Raw genomic sequence first — 14,647 nt, 5'->3', positions numbered from 1 at the left:
GCGCCATGCAACTGACCGTCTGGACCTATGAAGGGCCGCCTCATGTCGGCGCCATGCGGATCGCCACCGCGATGGAGGGCGTGCACTACGTTCTGCATGCGCCCCAGGGCGACACCTATGCGGATCTGCTTTTCACCATGATCGAGCGGCGCGACAAGCGCCCGCCGGTGACCTACACGACCTTCGAGGCCCGCGACCTCGGCAAAGACACGGCCGAGCTGTTTCAGAGCACGCTGATCGCGGCCTATGAGCGCTTCCTACCGCAGGCGGTGCTGGTGGGTTCGTCGTGCACGGCGGAGCTGATTCAGGACGATCCGGGCGGGCTCGCCCAGGCCGCCAATCTGCCGGTGCCCGTCGTGCCGCTGGAGCTTCCTTCCTATCAGCGCAAGGAGAACTGGGGCGCGGCCGAGACCTTCTATCAGCTCGTGCGGGCGATGGCGGGTGGGCAGGTTAGCCAATCGCAGAACTCTGACGCTGCGCACTCCCCTCTGCCTGCCGGCATCTCCCCCACAAGGGGGGAGAATGGCCTCTTTGAAACGCCGGGCACTCCATTCTCCCCCCTTGCGGGGGAGATGTCGCCGGAGGCGACAGAGGGGGGTGCCTTGGCGCAAGCCTCTCAGTCTCAGACGCGTAGGCGGCCCCGCTGCAACATCCTCGGGCCGACGGCACTGGGCTTCCGCCATCGCGACGACGTCGCCGAGATCCGCAAGCTTCTGGGCGAGATCGGGGTCGACGTGGCGGTGGTTGCGCCGCTGGGCGCGACGCCGGGCGATCTGGCACGGCTCGGCGAGGCCGATTTCAACGTCGTGCTCTATCCCGAGATCGCCGGCGTCGCCGCCAAATGGCTGAAGCGCCAATTCGGCCAGGAGTTCACGACGGTCGTTCCGATCGGAGTGGGCGCGACGCGGGAGTTTGTTGCCGAAGTCTGCCGGCTGGCCGGGATCGCGGCGCCGGAGTTCGCACCGGAAAAGCCCCAGTCGAACCTGCCCTGGTTCTCCCGCTCGGTCGATTCCAACTATCTGACCGGCAAGCGCGTCTTCGTCTTCGGTGACGCTACCCATGCGCTCGCCGCCGCACGCGTCGCGACCGAGGAGTTCGGCTTCACGCTCTGCGGCCTCGGCACCTACACCCGCGAGCTCGCGCGTGATGTCCGGACCGCAGCGAAGGAATACGGCGTCGAGCCGCTGATTTCCGACGACTATCTGGAGGTCGAGGCGGCGATCGCGGAGGCCCAGCCGGAACTCGTGCTTGGTACGCAAATGGAGCGGCACATCGCCAAGCGGCTGGGCATCGGTTGCGCCGTCATCTCCGCTCCAGTGCATGTCCAGGACTATCCTGCCCGCTATTCGCCGCAAATGGGCTTCGAGGGCGCCAATGTCCTCTGGGACAGCTGGGTCCACCCTCTGGTGATGGGGCTCGAGGAACACCTTCTCGGCATGTTCCGCGAGGATTTCGAGTTCAACGACGAGGCCGTACCCTCCCATCTGGGCTCCGGCGCCCGCACCGCGCCCGAACCGGCGGAGGGGATCCAGGTTGCGGATTGCGAAGCTCCGGCCGGAGTCGGCTGGGGCGTCGATGCCGAGGCGGAGTTGAGGAAGATCCCCTTCTTCGTCCGCGGCAAGGCGCGCCGAAACACCGAGAAATACGCCGCCGAACGGGGTCTTGCCGAGATCACCGTGGAGACGCTCTATGATGCAAAAGCCCATTTCAGCCGGTGATCCGGGCGCTGGATCGGGCGGCTCCGTTCCAGTGCGTTTCGTCCTGATCAGCCTCGACGGCCATATGGCCGGCGCCGTCGCAGCGGCGCGCCGCCGCCTTGGCCGGGAAATCCCAGGCCTCGAAATCTCGCTTCATGCCGCGACCGACTGGGACCGCGATCCGGAATCGCTCGCCCGCTGCATCGCCGATATCGGCCGCGCCGACATCGTCTTCGCCAACATGCTGTTCATGGAGAACCACATTCAGCCGGTGCTGCCGGCTCTTCAGGCCCGGCGTGATCACTGCGATGCCATGGTCGGCGCGATGTCCGCGGGCGAGGTGATCAAGCTGACGCGGCTCGGTCGGTTCGAGATGAACGGTGAGGCGACTGGTGCCATCGCGCTTCTCAAGCGCCTGCGCGGCGGCTCGAAAGCGGGAAAGCCCTCGGCCGCTTCCGGCGCCCGGCAGATGGCGATGCTGCGCCGCCTGCCGAAGATCCTGCGCTTCATCCCTGGCACTGCCCAGGACGTGCGCGCCTATTTCCTGGTGCTCCAGTACTGGCTGGCTGGCTCCGACGAGAACGTCGCCAACATGATCCGCTTCCTGGTGGAGCGCTATGCCTCCGGCCCGCGGGCCAAGCCCGCTGCCGAGCTGACGCGCACCCAGGATCCGGTGATCTATCCGGAAGTGGGACTGTATCATCCGCGTCTCACCGACCGGATCGCGACCCGCCTGGAAAGCCTGCCGAACCGCAAGGGCGGCGAGGCGGGGACGGTCGGGCTTCTCGTCATGCGCTCCTATGTGCTGTCGGGTGACACAGGTCACTATGACGGCGTCATCGCGGCGATGGAGGCTCGCGGTCTCAAGGTGATCCCCGCCTTCGCCTCGGGCCTCGACTCGCGCCCGGCGATCGAGGCCTTCTTCCGGCGCGACGGCAAGCCTGCGATCGACGCGCTCGTCTCGCTCACCGGCTTCTCGCTGGTGGGCGGCCCTGCCTACAACGACTCCAAGGCCGCGGAGAACGTGCTGGCGGAGCTCGACGTGCCATTCCTTTCGGCCCATGCGGTCGAGTTCCAGTCGCTCGAGGAATGGCGGGTCTCCTCGGCGGGTCTGACGCCCGTCGAGGCCACGATGATGGTGGCGATCCCGGAAATCGACGGGGCGACGGGGCCGACCCTGTTCGGTGGACGCTCGACCCTGCCGCGCGGCGACGGCCATCGGGAGATGACGGCCGACCCCGAGCGCGCCGAGATGCTGGCGCGCCGCGTCGCGCGCCTCGTGGCCCTGCGCGGCCGACCCCGGCAGGAGCGCAAGGTCGCGCTCACCATCTTCAACTTCCCGCCCAATGCCGGCAGCGTCGGCACGGCGGCGCATCTCTCGGTCTTCGCCTCGCTCTTCAACACGCTGAAGGCGCTGAAGGCCGACGGCTACGACGTCGACCTGCCCGAGAGCGTCGACGCATTGCGTGCCGCGCTCCTCGAAGGCAACACTGCGCGCTACGGGGCGCAGGCCAATGTGCATGCACGGATCACGGCAGACGATCACGTCAAGCGCGAGACGTATCTGGCCGAGATCGAAGCACAATGGGGCCCGGCGCCCGGCAAGCAGCAATCGGACGGCTCTTCGATCTTCGTCCTCGGCGCCCTCTTCGGCAACGTCTTCGTGGGCGTCCAGCCGGCCTTCGGTTACGAGGGCGACCCGATGCGCCTGCTCTTCGAAAAGGGCTTCACGCCGACCCACGCCTTTTCCGCCTATTATCGCTGGCTGCGCGAGGATTTCGCCGCGGATGTGGTGCTGCATTTCGGCACCCACGGTGCGCTCGAATTCATGCCCGGCAAACAGGTCGGGCTTGGAGGCGAATGCTGGCCGGACCGACTGATCCAGGATCTGCCGAACGTCTATCTCTACGCCGCGAACAATCCCTCGGAAGGCACGATCGCCAAACGCCGCGCGGCTGCGACGCTCGTGTCCTATCTCACGCCCCCGGTCGCCCATGCCGGGGTCTACAAGGGGCTTGCGGATCTGAAGGCCACGATCGAGCGCTGGCGGACCACGGCGCCGGAAGCGGTGAACGAGCGCACCAATCTGGAAAGCACGATCGCGGCCCAGGCGGCGGCGCTGGACCTTTGCGAAGAGCCGGGTGAGGGAACCGCACACGCGATCGACGTGCCGGCGCTTCACCGCGCGGTTCGGGAAGTCGAGGAGACCCTGATTCCGCATGGCCTCCATGTGGTCGGCGCGGCGGTTTCAGACGCCGAGCGGGCGGACCTTGTCGCCGCGGCGGCGGAGGTGTCGCTCGGCTGGCAGCCGAAGCGGGAGGCCGTGGAAGCGCTCTGCGCCGGCGACAAGGGCGCGCGGTTGAAGGCGGAAGCGGGCGAGGACGAGGAACTGGCCGATCGCCTGGCCGGCCTCGTTCGGCTGGAGGCGGACCTTCGCAAGGACCATGAGCTGCCGGCGCTGATGAAGGCACTCGATGGCCGGTTCATCCGGCCGGTGCCCGGTGGCGACCTCCTGCGCACGCCGCAGATCGTCCCGACCGGCCGCAATCTCCACGGCTTCGACCCGTTCCGCATTCCGAGCGCCTTTGCGGTCGCCGACGGGCGGCGTCAGGCGGAGCGGATGCTCGCCCGTCATGCCGCGAGCGGCAACGCGCTGCCGGAGAAGGTCGCGCTCGTTCTCTGGGGAACGGACAATCTGAAGAGCGAAGGCGGCCCGCTCGCCCAGGCGCTGGCCCTGATCGGCGCGGCCCCGCGCTTCGACAGTTTCGGACGGCTCTCCGGCGCCGACCTGTTGCCGCTCGAGAGCCTCGGCCGGCCGCGCATCGACGTGCTGGTGACGCTGTCGGGCATCTTCCGCGATCTCCTGCCGCTGCAATCGAAGCTCCTCGCCGAAGCCGCTTTCCTCGCGGCGACCACCGACGAGCCGCTGGAGCAGAATTTCGTGCGCAAGCATGCGCTCGCCTATGCCGAGGAAACCGGTTGCGACATGGACACGGCGGCGCTCCGCGTCTTCTCCAATGCCGACGGCGCCTATGGCTCGAACGTCAACATGCTGATCGATTCCGGCGCCTGGGACGCCGAAGGCGAACTCGCCGCCGCCTATACGCGGCGCAAGTGCTTCGCCGTCGACCGCAAGGGGCATACGGCGGAACAGGCCAAGCTATTGAAGGCGAGTTTCGCCAAGGTCGAGATGACCTACCAGAACCTCGAATCGGTCGAACTCGGCGTCACCACGATCGACCATTATTTCGATACGCTCGGCGGGATCAGCCGGGCCGCTTCGGAGGCCCGCGGCGAGAAGGTGCCGGTCTATATCGGCGATCAGACCCGCGGCGAGGGCAAGGTGCGCACGCTCGAAGAGCAGGTGGCACTCGAAACCCGAACCCGCATGCTCAATCCCAAATGGATCGAGGCGATGCTCTCCCATGGATACGAGGGCGTCCGGCAGATCGAGAGCCACGTGACCAACACGCTCGGCTGGTCGGCGACGACCGGTCAGGTAAGCCCCTGGGTCTACAAGCGTCTGGCCGAGACCTTCGTCCTCGACCCCGAAATGCGCGAGCGCCTGGCGGCGCTCAATCCGACGGCGTCCGCGCGCATGGCCGACAGGCTGATCGAGGCCGAGGCTCGCCAATACTGGAAACCCGACCAAGCCGATCTGGAGGCGCTGCGCGAAGCCGGCGCCGATCTGGAGGATCGGCTCGAGGGCATCACGACAACGGAGGTTGCGGCCGCATGACCGGGCTCAAGACCACACTCCCGCTGCCCAGAACCGTCTATCGCCGCGAGGATGGCGAAGGCTCGGTTCAGGTGAAGATGGACAACGGGCCGAAGATCGACGGCGCCAAAGTGTTCGCGGTTTACGGCAAGGGGGGCATCGGCAAGTCGACGACCTCGTCGAACCTGTCGGTCGCCTTCTCCAAGCTGGGCAAGCGCGTGCTGCAGATCGGCTGCGATCCGAAGCATGACTCGACCTTCACCCTGACCAAGCGGCTTCAGCCGACCGTCATCGACGTTCTGGAAACGGTGGACTTCCATTCGGAGGAGCTGCAGCCCGAGGACTTCGTCTTCGAAGGCTATAATGGCGTCATGTGCGTCGAGGCGGGCGGGCCGCCCGCCGGCACCGGCTGCGGCGGCTATGTCGTCGGCCAGACGGTGAAGCTCCTGAAGCAGCATCATCTTCTGGAAGACACCGACGTCGTCATCTTCGACGTATTGGGCGACGTCGTCTGTGGGGGCTTCGCAGCGCCGCTGCAGCATGCGGATCGGGCGCTGGTGGTGACCGCCAACGACTTCGATTCGATCTTCGCGATGAACCGGATCGTTGCCGCCATCCAGGCAAAGTCGAAGAACTACGACGTGCGCCTCGGCGGCGTGATCGCCAATCGCTCGGCCAAGACCGACGAGATCGACCGCTTCAACGCCGCGATCGGACTGGAGCGCGTCGCACATTTTCCCGATCTCGACGCGATCCGCCGCTCCCGGCTGAAGAAGTCGACGCTCTTCGAAATGGACGACTCCCCCGAGGTGGAAGCCGTCCGCGAGGAATATCTGCGACTTGCCGCCAATCTTTATGCCGGTGTCGCACCCATGGACGGCAAGTCCATGAAGGATCGCGACATTTTCGATTTTCTCGGTTTCGAGTGAGCGACGAAGGATGAGCGCGATCGGAACATATGAGGTCAGGCGCGGTGAGATCGAAACCTATTTCGATCGCACGGCCGCTGATACCTGGAAGAAGCTCACTTCGGACGCACCTTTGGGCCGCATCCGGGCGAGCGTCCGGGCCGGGCGCGATGCCATGCGGGCGAGCCTTCTCGCCATGCTGCCGGATGACCTCGCCGGCCGTCGCATCCTCGACGCTGGATGTGGAACGGGCGCGATGGCCATTGCGCTTGCCGAACGGGGCGCGGAAGTCGTCGCGATCGACCTGTCGCCGACGCTCGTCAGCCATGCGCGGGAACTCGCTGTCGTGGCCGGGCAGGGCGCTGCGATCCGCTTCGAGAGCGGCGACATGTTGTCCCCCGCGCTCGGACGTTTCGATCATGTCGTCCTGATGGACTCGCTGATCCATTACGAGCCGGGCGATGCGGCCGCGACCCTGGCCGGACTGGCCGAGCGCACCGGGCGCTCGATCGTCTTCACGCTGGCGCCGAAGACGCCGATGCTGGCGGCCATGCACAGGGTCGGGCGGCTCTTCCCGCGCTCGGATCGCGCGCCGTCCATCGTGCCGGTCGCGATCGACCGGTTTTCCCGCACGTTGACGACCTCGCAAGGCCTCACCGGGTGGCGGGTCGAACGGCAGAAGCGGGTGATGAGCGGCTTCTACAAGAGCCATGGCATGGAGCTCGTACGCGCATGATCGTCGGGCGAAGGGTAGCGGCGAAGACCGCCAGGATTTCGAACGGGCCAGAGAGCGCGGCATCGACCGTGCGCTTCCCGCTCGGCCGCTTCATGCGCGCGATCATGCCCTTTGCCGACGCTGCGACGAAGGAACTGCCGCTCGGCCGTCTCCTGCGGCTCTCCCTGTTTCAGGTCTCGGTCGGTATCACGCTGGTTCTCCTCGGCGGCACGCTCAACCGCGTTATGGCGGTGGAACTCGGAATTCCGGTTTCGATCATCGCCGTCGCGATGGCCCTGCCGCTGGTGGCTGCGCCCGCTCGGGCCTTGATCGGGCATCAATCGGACACCCATCGTTCCTATCTCGGCTGGCGCAGGGTGCCCTATATCTGGTTCGGCGCGCTGATTCAGTTCGGCGGCCTGGCCATCATGCCATTCTCGCTTCTCCTGATCTCGGAAGCGAAGGCCGGGACCATGTGGCAGGGCCAGGCGGGCATGACTCTGGCCTTTCTGATGACCGGCTTCGGGCTACACACGGTGCAAACGGCCGGGCTGGCGCTCGCGACCGATATTGCGCCGGAGGAAAAGCGCCCCCGCGTGGTCGCCATGCTCTACACCATGCTGCTCGTCGGCATGGTCGCGGGTGCGATCACCATCGGTCAGCTCCTTTCCAACTTCTCGACGCTGCGCCTGATCCAGGTCCTCCAGGGCTCGGCGTTGCTCACCATCGCTCTCACCTGCATTTCCATGTGGAAGCAGGAGGCTCGGCGCCGCGATATCGCGCCGTCCTCGGAGCCGCGCGAGCCTTTCCTATCGGCTTTGCGGGAAATGCGCCGTCAGCGCGGCCTCGACCGCCTGCTCGTAGCCCTGGCCATCGGCACGGCCGCGTTTGGCATGCAGGACGTGCTGCTCGAGCCCTATGGCGGCGCCGTTCTCGGCATGAGCGTCGGCGCCACGACATTGCTGACTGCGCTCTTCGCCGGCGGCAGCCTGCTTGGCTACGTTTATTCGGCCCGGCTGATGGGGCGCGGTGGCAATCCTTACGTGGTTGCAGCAGTCGGGCTGCTCATCGGTCTGCCGGGGCTCGCCGCGCTGATCATGGCGGCACCCTTCGGGTCGGTGACCATCTTCTGCTTCGGGACGGGTCTTCTCGGCCTCGGCAGCGGGCTCTTCGCCGTCTCGATGCTGATCGCCGCCATGGGCATGGTTCAGTCCGGGCGTGGCGGTCTGGCACTGGGCGCCTGGAGCGCCGTCCAGGCCATCGCGCTGGGTCTCGCGGTCGCGTTCGGCGGTTTCGTGCGCGACGGCGTGGCGACCCTCGCCGAAATCGGCTGGCTCGGCCCGGCCTTTGCCAGCCCCGCCGCCGGCTATTCGATTGTCTATCTCGTGGAAATGCTCCTGGTCTTTGCCGCGCTGGTCGCGGTCGGACCACTCGTTAAGCCGCAGCGTATCGAGCCGCGGGCCGCGCCCCCGGCGCGGTTTGGGCTCGCGGATCTGCCCAACTGACAAAGGGCCAACCAGCAAAGGGAATGAGTGCCATGCCTGGATATTCCTTCACCGAGCAGCTCGATATCCCGTTGCTGCTCGTCATCCTCTTCTTCCTGTTCTTCCTCGGCCTCGTCTACTACCTGCGCGGCGAGGACAAGCGGGAAGGCTACCCGCTTCAGAGCGACCGCACCGTCGGCACCGGTGGACGGATGGATGTGGTCGGTTTTCCGCCCATTCCCAAGCCGAAGCTGTTCAAGCTGATGCATGGCGGCGAAACGACGGCCCCACGGGCCGAGCGCCCGCGCGATCTCAATGCGTTTCCGGCCTACGAATTCCCCGGTGCACCGATCATGCCCTCGGGTGATCCGCTGGTGGACGGCATCGGCCCGGCCTCCTATGCGCTTCGTCGGGACACGCCCGATCTAACGGTCGACGGGTCGCTGAAGCTCGTGCCGATGCGCAACGACAATCAATATCGTCTTGAGGAAACCGATCCGCATCCCGTCGGCATGACGGTGATTGCGAGAGACGGACTACCGGTCGGCAAGGTCGTCGACGTTTGGATCAACGCGCACGAATATTTCCCGCGCTATCTCGAAATCGAGGCGAATGTGGAGGCCGGGGGCCGCCGCGTGTTGGCGCCGATCGCCTTTGCCAACATCAAGCGTGGCCTTGGCGAAATACGCTTTTCCGCGCTCACCCGCCCGCAATTCTCGCGCATCCCGTCGCTGGCGAACCCGGCGCAGATCACCATGCGCGAAGAGGACCGCATCAACGGCTATTTCGCCGGCGGCGCCTTTTATGACGGATCACCGACCGAGGACGCCCTGTCATGAGTGAACTCATCAAGGAAGAACTCGACGAGTTCGACGATATCAAACCCGTCCTCACGGCCGACGAACTCCCGCTGGGCGAGACCATCCTCTGGCAGGCCCGCCCCGACTGGTGGCGGTTGGCGCTCGGGGCGTTCCGGCTGCGTCTGGTCGGCATCTACTTTCTGATCTTCGCGCTCTGGCGGATCGGTGTCACCCAGCACGAGACCGGCTCCTGGGCCGAAGGCATCGCCCATGCGACCTCGCTGCTTCCGGCCTTCGGCTTCGGCGTGGTCATGATCATGCTGCTGGCCTTCCTGACGGCCCGGGCCACGACCTTTACCTTGACCAACCGGCGGCTCGTCATGCGCTATGGCGTCGCCCTGCCGGCGCAACTCAACGTGCCGCTCAAGGATGTGGATCATGCCGCGCTCAAGCTGCATGCCGATGGCTCGGGTGACATCCCCCTAACTCTGCCGCGGAGGGGGCGGCCCTCCTACTTCCAGCTTTGGCCCTATGCCAAGCCTTTGAAGATTTTCGAGGCCGAGCCGATGCTGCGGGCGGTGCCCGATGCGGCCAAGGCGGCGGATATGATCGCCAAGGCTCTCGTCGCCTCCCAGGGCGGCCGCCGGATGGCGGTGCCGGATCATAGCGAACGCCATTCGAGCCTCGGCGCCGGCCATCCGGCAGCCGTCTGAGGGACGAAAGGTCAGGTCATGAAATCGCTCGCAGCCGCCATTCGCAACGGATCCTTCAAGGTCTATCCGACGCCGGAACAGCCGATTCCCTGGCCCATTCTGGCCGCGGCCGGCACCCTGGCCGCCGCCGCGGTGCTGATGATCGCTGGCGGTCGGGCGACGGGTGTCGGCCTTGCCGACACGCCGGTCGTCGCGACGGTGGCGCATCGCGATCTACGGCTCGCCGAAGGGATGCCGGGCGGGGTCGTCGCCGTGATCGATGCCCAGAGCAAGCAGGAACTGTTGAGCCTGGCGCCGGGCGAGGGCGGCTTCGCGGTGGAGGCGCTGCGAAACCTGGAACGGGACCGCATTCGCAAGGGCACGTCGGGCGAAGCCCCCTTCGTCCTTGCCCTCAAGGCCGATGGTCGCCTCGTGGTCGAAGATCCCGAGACATCGCAACAGGTCGAGCTTCGGGCATTCGGCGAGAAGCAGGCGAGGGCCTTCGCCGCACTTATGCCGAAGCCGGTCTTGGAAGTGGGAGGAAACGCGAAATGATCAAGCGATTGTTGGCCAAGCGAGAGGAAGACGTCTGCTGCACCGTCGAGGTCTCGAACACCTTCGAGAGTCTGCACGCGCACCTCCGCTTCGACGGGGGTGTAACCGTCGAGCCGGGTGACGAGGTGCTCGTTCACGGGGAGCCGGTCAAGGTACCCTATGGCGAGACTGCTTACCTCCGGCGTCACGCAACCATCGTCAGGGCCGGTTGGTTCGAGCGCACCTGGACACGCGCGACTGGCGATTTCGAATTCATGGAACTGTGTGAATTCTCGTTTTCTGAAAGGGCAACGCTATGAACGCGCACGCCAAGATCTCCACCGCCGCGCCGATCCATGCCGAAGCGCCGAACGAGACCACCCGGACCGCCCAGCAGGATACGCTCCTGACGCCGCGCTTCTACACCACCGATTTCGACAAGCTCGACAAGGTCGACGTGTCCGGCGTTCGCCGCGAGTGGGATGCGCTGATTTCCGAAATGAAATCAGATCCCAATCGAGGACACTTCAAGCGTGATGAGAACTGGGACAAGATCGACCTCGACGATTTGCCGGAAGGGCTTCGCAAGGAACTCGTCGACTTTCTGGTTTCCTCGCTGACGGCCGAGTTCTCCGGCTGCGTTCTCTACAAGGAGATGAAGCGGCGCGGCTCGAACCCGGATATCTGCGAGCTCTTCTCCTATATGAGCCGCGACGAGGCCCGCCATGCCGGCTTCATCAACGACGCGCTGAAGGAGTTCGGCATCGGCGTCAATCTCGGCTTCCTGACCAAGGAGAAGAAGTACACCTTCTTCCAGCCGAAATTCATCTACTACGCCACCTATCTCTCCGAGAAGATCGGCTACGCCCGCTACATCACCATCTTCCGCCATCTGGAACAGCATCCCGAGCGGCGCTTCCACCCGATCTTCAAATGGTTCGAGAAGTGGTGCAACGACGAGTTCCGCCACGGCGAAGCGTTTTCCCTGCTGATGCGCGCCGAGCGGCACACGCTGGAGGGTCGCAACAAGCTCTGGATCCGGTTCTTCCTGCTTGCGGTCTACGCGACGATGTATGTCCGCGATCACGCCCGGCCGGAATTTCACAAGGCGCTCGGCATCGACCCGACGGACTACGGTTTCAAGGTCTACCGGATCACCAACGAGATCTCGAAGCAGGTCTTCCCGGTCATGCTCGACATCGACAATCCGCGCTTCAAGGCGGGCCTCGACCGGCTGCTGAAGATCAGCCGCGATATCGACGCAGCTTCGCAGCAGGGCGGCGTCGTCGGCAAGCTGAAGGTCTGGCGGGGCAAGGCAGCGGCAGCGCTGGCTTTCTCGCGCCTCTACACCCTTCCGGTGATCCGCAACGAGATCCCCGAAGAAAGCCGGCTCGTTCCCGCCTGGTAGGCGCCTGATCGCGCAAGGCTTGAGAGCCTTGCTCCTTCCCGGGCTTTGGTCCGGGAATCCAGTTGTCATCGGGCTTCGGCTAACTGGAAGCGACTGCCGGACCTTCGGCGCGGTGGCAGCAATTCGTGATCGTCTCGGCGTCGTGTCGGGGCAGCAAGCCTCCGCTCCCATCGACCACCTGCATGATGCCCATCAAGGAGAACGGCCATGACCGAGTATCTCTATCCCGCGCTCTTTGCGCTCTTCGTCTGGTGGGCGTCGACCGTTCTCATCATCTATCTCGACGGTCTGCCGCGCTGGACGTTCAAATACTCGATGATCGGCGCGACGGTGATCTTCGCGATCTCGCTCATCGGCCTCTACCATTCGGCGCAGGACGCGACGATCACGGGCGCCTATCTGGCGTTCACCTGGGGTTTGCTCGCCTGGGGCTGGCAGGAGATGAGCTTCTACATGGGCTACGTCACCGGCCCGCGAAAACAGCCGTGCCCGGAAGATTGCCGCGGCTTCAAGCACTTCGTCCATGCGGTCCAGACCAGCCTCTATCATGAGCTGGCGATCATCGCCGCCGCGGTCGCCGTGGTTTGGCTGACCTGGGGCGCGGTCAATCAGATCGGCATGTGGACCTTCATGGTCCTGTGGTGGATGCACCAGAGCGCCAAGCTCAACGTCTTCTTCGGCGTGCGCAACCTGAATGAGGAATTCCTGCCGGAGCACCTGGAGTTCCTGAAGGGCTTCCTCAACAAGCGGTCGATGAACCTGCTGTTTCCCTTCTCTGTCACGATTTCGACGGTCATCACCGCTCTTCTCGTCGTCGCGGCCATGGCCGAGGGCGCTACGGCGTTCGAACAGGCCGGCTACACCTTCCTTGCCGTTTTGATGGCGCTTGCGATCCTCGAACACTGGATGCTCGTCCTGCCGATGCCGTCCGGCGCGATCTGGTCGCCGGCCCTGAAGTCGCGCGGCGAACGCAAGCCCTTCGAGGCGGAGATCGTCGTCGGCTTCCTCGGCGCCGGCAAGACGACGACGCTCAAGCAGATGCTGGCCAATGCCGATCCCAATGTGAAGACAGTGGTCCTCGTCAACGATTTCGGCGACCTCGGCATCGACGGCTCGCTGCTGGACGGGCAGGGAGCCGACGTCGTCGAACTGTCGAATGGCTGCATCTGCTGTTCGCTGCGCAAGGACCTTTCGGCCCAGCTTCGCGAGGTCGTGGCGAAGATCAAGCCGGAACGGGTTCTGATCGAACCGTCGGGCGTTGCGGATGTCGCGTCCCTGCTGCGGGTTCTCCACGAGCCGGAGATCGCGAACCTCACCAAGGCACTCCGCCTCTACACGGTTATCGACTCAGGCGCATTCCTCAGAGATTTCGCGCGGATGCCGGACTATTTCCGCATCCAGGCCAAGCTCGCGCCGGTCTTCATCCTCAACAAGACCGACCTCGTCTCGGCCGGGGAGATCGAGACCATTCGTGAGACGCTGGTCGGGCTCAATCCGGCGGCGACCATCCTCACCGCCCGCTATGGCATCATGGAGGGTACGCTGGATCCGGCGCTTGCCGTCTCCCGCTGGCGCGACGACGAGGAAACGCACGTCCACGCCGAGCACGGCCACTCGCACACCACGCACGGTCATGGCGGGGGGCATGCCGACCACACCGCTCATCATCATAATGACGATCACCACGGGCATGCGCATGCCCACGATCATGGCGCGGTCGGGCTCGGACTGTCTTCCTGGAGCCGCCGCATTTCCGGTACGCTCGATGCCGATCGCCTGCGAGAACTCCTGGCAAGGGTGACGGCAGGCGAGGCCGGGACAGTCGATCGCATGAAGGGGATCGTCCGGACCCCAAATGGCTGGCTGCGTTTCGACATTGCCGGTGGCCGAGCCTCGCTGAGCGCGCATGTGCCCAAACCTGCCGAAACGCCGCGAGCGCTGGCGATCGGCGCAGATATCGACAGGCCCTGGCTCGATCGGGCGTTCGGAGAGCTGTCCGGGCAGCCGGTCATGCCCGAGCATGGCGAAGCGGCCGGTTCGCCGATCTCCCTCGACACCCCGGCGGCGAACATCCTGCCAGCCGAGTAGGAGCAGCGACCGGCTCCGAACGGAGGTCTCGACTTCAAATCAAGCTCTGGCGTGCCAGTCCGTTCGCGCCAGAGCGTAGCAACGGTGCCGCACGAGATCGGGGTGCGTGCCGGGATCGACTTTCGGATGGTCGAAATCCGCACAGCGCGTGAAGCCGAGGCGCCGCATGACCGCTTCGGAGCGATCATTGCCCGCGACGCAGAAACTCACGATCTCGGTCAGGGCGCCGGGATCGGCGAAGACGCGGTCGACACAGGCCGCCGCGGCTTCGTTCGCCAGCCCCTGACCCCAATATTCCGGGAGCAATCGCCAGCCGATTTCGATGCCGGGCGCAAAGGGCATGACCGGATCGAGCCTCGCGAGACCCATGATGCCGACGGCTGGAGCACCGTCATCGATTTCGAGCGCGAGGAACGAGCAGCCCTCGGCATCGAGCCGGCGGTTAAGGACATCCATGAGCGCATCGGACTCCGCCCGGCTGCGTCGCATCGGGAAGAATCGCATGATCTCTTCGTCGGCGTTCAGCCGGTGGAAATTGGGGCGGTCGCGATCCTCCCAGCGGCGAACGCGGGTGCGCCGTGACTGGATAGGCGTTCTCATGTC

General features: G+C 65.4%; 12 protein-coding genes. 11 read left to right on the top strand and 1 reads right to left on the bottom strand.

The features are described from left to right. Positions 1-5: 5 nt before the first annotated feature. The 11 genes from MF134_RS01785 (at position 6) to puhE (ending at position 14,044) form a co-directional block, all read left to right on the top strand. The gene (locus MF134_RS01785; protein ID WP_255337668.1) at positions 6-1,718 is read left to right on the top strand and encodes a ferredoxin:protochlorophyllide reductase (ATP-dependent) subunit B; all 1,713 of its coding nucleotides are present in this window, start codon (positions 6-8) and stop codon (positions 1,716-1,718) included. Further along, the gene (locus MF134_RS01780; RefSeq protein ID WP_255338012.1) at positions 1,693-5,436 is read left to right on the top strand and encodes a magnesium chelatase subunit H; all 3,744 of its coding nucleotides are present in this window, start codon (positions 1,693-1,695) and stop codon (positions 5,434-5,436) included. Before MF134_RS01785 ends, MF134_RS01780 begins: the two co-directional genes overlap by 26 nt. Continuing rightward, entirely contained in the window at positions 5,433-6,344 is a 912-nt protein-coding gene (bchL, locus tag MF134_RS01775) for a ferredoxin:protochlorophyllide reductase (ATP-dependent) iron-sulfur ATP-binding protein (protein ID WP_255337667.1), read from the top strand. Before MF134_RS01780 ends, bchL begins: the two co-directional genes overlap by 4 nt. A gap of 10 nt (positions 6,345-6,354) precedes the next feature. Further along, positions 6,355-7,059, top strand: coding sequence for a magnesium protoporphyrin IX methyltransferase (gene bchM / locus MF134_RS01770; RefSeq protein WP_255337666.1), 705 nt, complete (start codon positions 6,355-6,357; stop codon positions 7,057-7,059). 92 nt (positions 7,060-7,151) lie between these two features. Beyond that, entirely contained in the window at positions 7,152-8,543 is a 1,392-nt protein-coding gene (locus MF134_RS01765) for a BCD family MFS transporter (protein ID WP_255338011.1), read from the top strand. 32 nt (positions 8,544-8,575) lie between these two features. Then, positions 8,576-9,361, top strand: a complete 786-nt coding sequence (puhA, locus tag MF134_RS01760; RefSeq protein WP_255337665.1) for a photosynthetic reaction center subunit H — start codon at positions 8,576-8,578, stop codon at positions 9,359-9,361. Continuing rightward, entirely contained in the window at positions 9,358-10,035 is a 678-nt protein-coding gene (puhB, locus tag MF134_RS01755) for a photosynthetic complex putative assembly protein PuhB (protein ID WP_255337664.1), read from the top strand. Before puhA ends, puhB begins: the two co-directional genes overlap by 4 nt. Before the next feature lie 18 nt (positions 10,036-10,053). Continuing rightward, positions 10,054-10,569: a photosynthetic complex assembly protein PuhC gene (gene puhC, locus MF134_RS01750; RefSeq protein WP_255337663.1), complete on the top strand. Its 516-nt coding sequence runs from the start codon at positions 10,054-10,056 to the stop codon at positions 10,567-10,569. Then, positions 10,566-10,868: a hypothetical protein gene (locus MF134_RS01745; protein WP_255337662.1), complete on the top strand. Its 303-nt coding sequence runs from the start codon at positions 10,566-10,568 to the stop codon at positions 10,866-10,868. The genes puhC and MF134_RS01745 overlap by 4 nt, the downstream gene beginning before the upstream one ends. Further along, a complete protein-coding gene (acsF, locus tag MF134_RS01740; RefSeq protein ID WP_255337661.1) occupies positions 10,865-11,956 on the top strand; it encodes a magnesium-protoporphyrin IX monomethyl ester (oxidative) cyclase in 1,092 nt (363 codons plus the stop codon). The genes MF134_RS01745 and acsF overlap by 4 nt, the downstream gene beginning before the upstream one ends. 207 nt (positions 11,957-12,163) lie before the next feature. Then, positions 12,164-14,044 (top strand): putative photosynthetic complex assembly protein PuhE, encoded by a 1,881-nt coding sequence (gene puhE, locus MF134_RS01735; RefSeq protein WP_255337660.1) that lies wholly within the window; start codon positions 12,164-12,166, stop codon positions 14,042-14,044. A 39-nt stretch (positions 14,045-14,083) separates the two neighbouring features. Here the strand turns inward: puhE and MF134_RS01730 are convergent, their stop codons facing one another. Further along, positions 14,084-14,644 (bottom strand): GNAT family N-acetyltransferase, encoded by a 561-nt coding sequence (locus MF134_RS01730; protein ID WP_255337659.1) that lies wholly within the window; start codon positions 14,642-14,644, stop codon positions 14,084-14,086. Positions 14,645-14,647 lie beyond the last annotated feature (3 nt).

It is taken from the genome of Jiella marina, from assembly GCF_024359545.1.
Taxonomy (GTDB): domain Bacteria; phylum Pseudomonadota; class Alphaproteobacteria; order Rhizobiales; family Rhizobiaceae; genus Jiella.
The sequence above is the reverse complement of the archived record's forward strand: the minus strand, read 5'-3'. Positions and strand labels throughout refer to the sequence as shown.

What these genes read in the sequence shown, in the direction of transcription:
- MF134_RS01785 (WP_255337668.1), top strand. Translation starts at nt 6, where the DNA reads ATGCAACTGACCGTCTGGACCTATGAAGGGCCGCCTCATGTCGGCGCC.
- MF134_RS01780 (WP_255338012.1), top strand. Translation starts at nt 1,693, where the DNA reads ATGCAAAAGCCCATTTCAGCCGGTGATCCGGGCGCTGGATCGGGCGGC.
- bchL (WP_255337667.1), top strand. Translation starts at nt 5,433, where the DNA reads ATGACCGGGCTCAAGACCACACTCCCGCTGCCCAGAACCGTCTATCGC.
- bchM (WP_255337666.1), top strand. Translation starts at nt 6,355, where the DNA reads ATGAGCGCGATCGGAACATATGAGGTCAGGCGCGGTGAGATCGAAACC.
- MF134_RS01765 (WP_255338011.1), top strand. Translation starts at nt 7,152, where the DNA reads ATGCGCGCGATCATGCCCTTTGCCGACGCTGCGACGAAGGAACTGCCG.
- puhA (WP_255337665.1), top strand. Translation starts at nt 8,576, where the DNA reads ATGCCTGGATATTCCTTCACCGAGCAGCTCGATATCCCGTTGCTGCTC.
- puhB (WP_255337664.1), top strand. Translation starts at nt 9,358, where the DNA reads ATGAGTGAACTCATCAAGGAAGAACTCGACGAGTTCGACGATATCAAA.
- puhC (WP_255337663.1), top strand. Translation starts at nt 10,054, where the DNA reads ATGAAATCGCTCGCAGCCGCCATTCGCAACGGATCCTTCAAGGTCTAT.
- MF134_RS01745 (WP_255337662.1), top strand. Translation starts at nt 10,566, where the DNA reads ATGATCAAGCGATTGTTGGCCAAGCGAGAGGAAGACGTCTGCTGCACC.
- acsF (WP_255337661.1), top strand. Translation starts at nt 10,865, where the DNA reads ATGAACGCGCACGCCAAGATCTCCACCGCCGCGCCGATCCATGCCGAA.
- puhE (WP_255337660.1), top strand. Translation starts at nt 12,164, where the DNA reads ATGACCGAGTATCTCTATCCCGCGCTCTTTGCGCTCTTCGTCTGGTGG.
- MF134_RS01730 (WP_255337659.1), bottom strand. Translation starts at nt 14,644, where the DNA reads ATGAGAACGCCTATCCAGTCACGGCGCACCCGCGTTCGCCGCTGGGAG.